The sequence below is a fragment of the Trichococcus sp. genome (assembly GCF_049589555.1).
Taxonomy (GTDB): domain Bacteria; phylum Bacillota; class Bacilli; order Lactobacillales; family Aerococcaceae; genus Trichococcus.
Window position 1 is genome coordinate 1 of record NZ_JBAWAZ010000138.1, and the last position, 2,563, is coordinate 2,563.

Consider the following 2,563-nt stretch of genomic DNA (forward strand, 5'->3'; position numbering starts at 1 on the left):
TATTATTCAAAAATCGGCCAATTCGCTTCTTCCGCCGGTTTCAGCTATATCCTTGATCTTTTTTACAGCGGCATCTTCGAAAAGGACTACTTGGCCAACTACGAATACATGCTGGAGCATACCGGCCGTCTGAGCATGGTTCAGATCAACAAGAAAATGAGCGATATTTAGGGAGAGCCAGTGGTTTTTGTTTTGTTTAATTTTGGGCGTGACTTATACTGAAGTTGTAAAATCGTCTTTGTTTTTTCTTCAAGCATCCAATCCGTTCAGTTGTATAGTGGTATTTGGACTAAATAAAGGAGGAACCGACAATGGGAAAATTTTCTAGTTTCGTCAAAGGGCTTGTGATCGGCGGAGGGATCGCCCTGCTGCTGTCACCAAAGCCAGGCAAAGATATCCGCAAAGATTTGGCAGACAAAGCCGATGAAGCGTTGGACAAGGTGATGGACTACGCCGATCAGGCCACGGAAACCGCCAAAGAAACTGCGAAAGACGCCGTCGAGCAAGTCAAAGAAAAGGCCCAGGAAACGACCGACACCGTGAAACAAAAATTCGCCGCGAAGTTTCCTGAACCAGAGGAAAGATTCGATGCCGAAACGGAAGCGCCCGTGACCGAAGTGGACGAACTCGATCCGATCGAGGAAGCACTGAAGACATTGTGAGTGCAAAAGAAGAGGCTGCTTTATAGAAAAACGTCATTAACTTAAGCAATTTAACAACTGTAAAAGCGAGGATGCATGATGCATTCTCGCTTTTTTTGATTGCGAGGTGCAAATTGTCGAATGTTTCTCGGGTATTCGATAATTTCGGTCCACCGTGCTGCGCATTTCTTCTGGATTCCGATCGCCAAACCACCCAAGCGCGCAAAAAAGACGCCCGATTACGAGCGCCCTTCCAACTGTTTATAAAAACAAGATACCGTTTCTATTCAAAGCATATTTTCGTTCTGTTACACTTGTTCTGCCACAGCAGTTTGCACTAAGCGTTCTTGCCATTGCGGCTGTCTGCCGTTCAGCACATCATCGATTCCGACGGCTGCGTGGTAGCCCATCAGATCCAGCGCTTCATGCGTGATGATGGCGTTATGCGGTGTCATGATCAGGTTATCCAATTCGAAGAAAGGATGATCCTGCGCAATCGGCTCCTCCTGAAAGACATCCAGGGCAGCACCGTTGATGACCCCGCTCTTCAAGGCTTCATAAAGCGCCTCCTCGTTGACGAGTTCTCCGCGGGCGCAATTGATCAAGTAGGCGTTCGGTTTCATCAAGCGCAGTGTTTCCTGATTGATCATTCCTGTTGTTTCCGCTGTGACAGGGACATGCAAGGAAACGAAATCGGATTTTGCCAAAACTTCCTCCATCGAACTAGCGCAAGTCACAAAGCCTGCGTATTCATTTTTCACAAGAAATTCATCATAAGCAATCACCTTCATGTCGAATCCGTTTGTCGCTTTGCGGGCAACCAGCGAACCGATGCGACCAAGGCCGATCAATCCGAGTGTCTTGCCTTTCAACTCCGTACCCTTGTGCTCGTAGCGCGCGCCCCAATTGTCATGGCGCATTTGTTGGTCCATGAACGGGATCTGATGCGCAAGGCTCATGATGAACCCCAGCGTCCGTTCTGCGACCGCATTGCAAGTCGCTGCAGGCGTTGTTGTGATCGGGATTCTCCGTTTGACGCAATAACTTGTGTCGACATTGCCGTAATCCACGCCATGGACACCGATGACTTTTAACTTTTTGGCGGCTGCCAGAACTTCTTCAGGGTATGGCGCATTTGGCCTGACCAGAATGGCATCAGCATCGGCAATCAATTCCTTCAGGTACTCGACGCTGATGTTCCCGTTTCCGACGACGATCTCGTACCCTTTGTCTTGCAGAAAGTCTTTTCCTAATGCACTGATATCTTCTGGGATGACAACTTTGTAGGCCATGATGATTCCTTCTTTCTACTTATGATGGACCAGCAAAGAACACGCTCAGCGGTTGGCTGCCGGGTCGTTCCAAACGCTCCGGAGTGCAGCAGTGCCGCGGTTCCCGGATACGAATTGATGTCATTAGTATAGGCCAATCAGACAGGCAAAGATATGTTCCGGAAAATAAGAATATACCGCTTACAAATGCGTTTTATTGTTCCGCAAAACAAAAAGTAGTGCGGCTGTACACCAGGTATTTCAAAACTTAAAATGATTTCGAATACTTGACGCCGGTCAAGTTCTTTCTAGGATTTTCCGCTTATACTATAGTCATACCAGACAAATAGGAGGAATCAATCATGAGCCAAGCCGTTATCCAGTTAGGACCCGTCACTTGCCCATCCTGCATCAAGAAGATCGAATCAGCCGTCAGCAAAATCGATGGGGTCGAAACCGTCAAAGTGTTGTTCAACTCCAGCAAAGTCAAAGCCGAATTCGATGGCAACAAAACTTCAGGGGATGACATCAGCGAAACGATCCAAAAGTTGGGCTACGAAGTCCAATCGGTCAAAGAATCCTAGATTATCATTGAGAAAGAGTTCCGGATCAGTCCGGAGCTCGTTTTTCTTGCAAATCCGGTTATTCCTG

Annotated in this window: 3 protein-coding genes; 2 read left to right on the forward strand and 1 reads right to left on the reverse strand. The window is 47.5% G+C overall.

All coding sequences use genetic code 11. From position 1 onward, the window contains the following. Positions 1–311 precede the first annotated feature (311 nt). On the forward strand, positions 312–662 hold the full coding sequence (locus WBV27_RS05600) for a YtxH domain-containing protein (RefSeq protein ID WP_424200170.1): 351 nt from the start codon (positions 312–314) through the stop codon (positions 660–662). 287 nt (positions 663–949) lie between these two features. Here the strand turns inward: WBV27_RS05600 and WBV27_RS05605 are convergent, their stop codons facing one another. Beyond that, positions 950–1,933: a hydroxyacid dehydrogenase gene (locus WBV27_RS05605; RefSeq protein ID WP_424200172.1), complete on the reverse strand. Its 984-nt coding sequence runs from the start codon at positions 1,931–1,933 to the stop codon at positions 950–952. A 341-nt stretch (positions 1,934–2,274) separates the two neighbouring features. Here WBV27_RS05605 and WBV27_RS05610 point away from each other — a divergent pair, with 341 nt between their 5' ends. Then, positions 2,275–2,496 (forward strand): heavy-metal-associated domain-containing protein, encoded by a 222-nt coding sequence (locus WBV27_RS05610; RefSeq protein WP_424200174.1) that lies wholly within the window; start codon positions 2,275–2,277, stop codon positions 2,494–2,496. Positions 2,497–2,563 lie beyond the last annotated feature (67 nt).

Bases quoted from the DNA above. Each gene is read 5' to 3' on its own strand.
- WBV27_RS05605 (WP_424200172.1), bottom strand. From the start codon at position 1,933: ATGGCCTACAAAGTTGTCATCCCAGAAGATATCAGTGCATTAGGAAAA.
- WBV27_RS05610 (WP_424200174.1), top strand. From the start codon at position 2,275: ATGAGCCAAGCCGTTATCCAGTTAGGACCCGTCACTTGCCCATCCTGC.
- WBV27_RS05600 (WP_424200170.1), top strand. From the start codon at position 312: ATGGGAAAATTTTCTAGTTTCGTCAAAGGGCTTGTGATCGGCGGAGGG.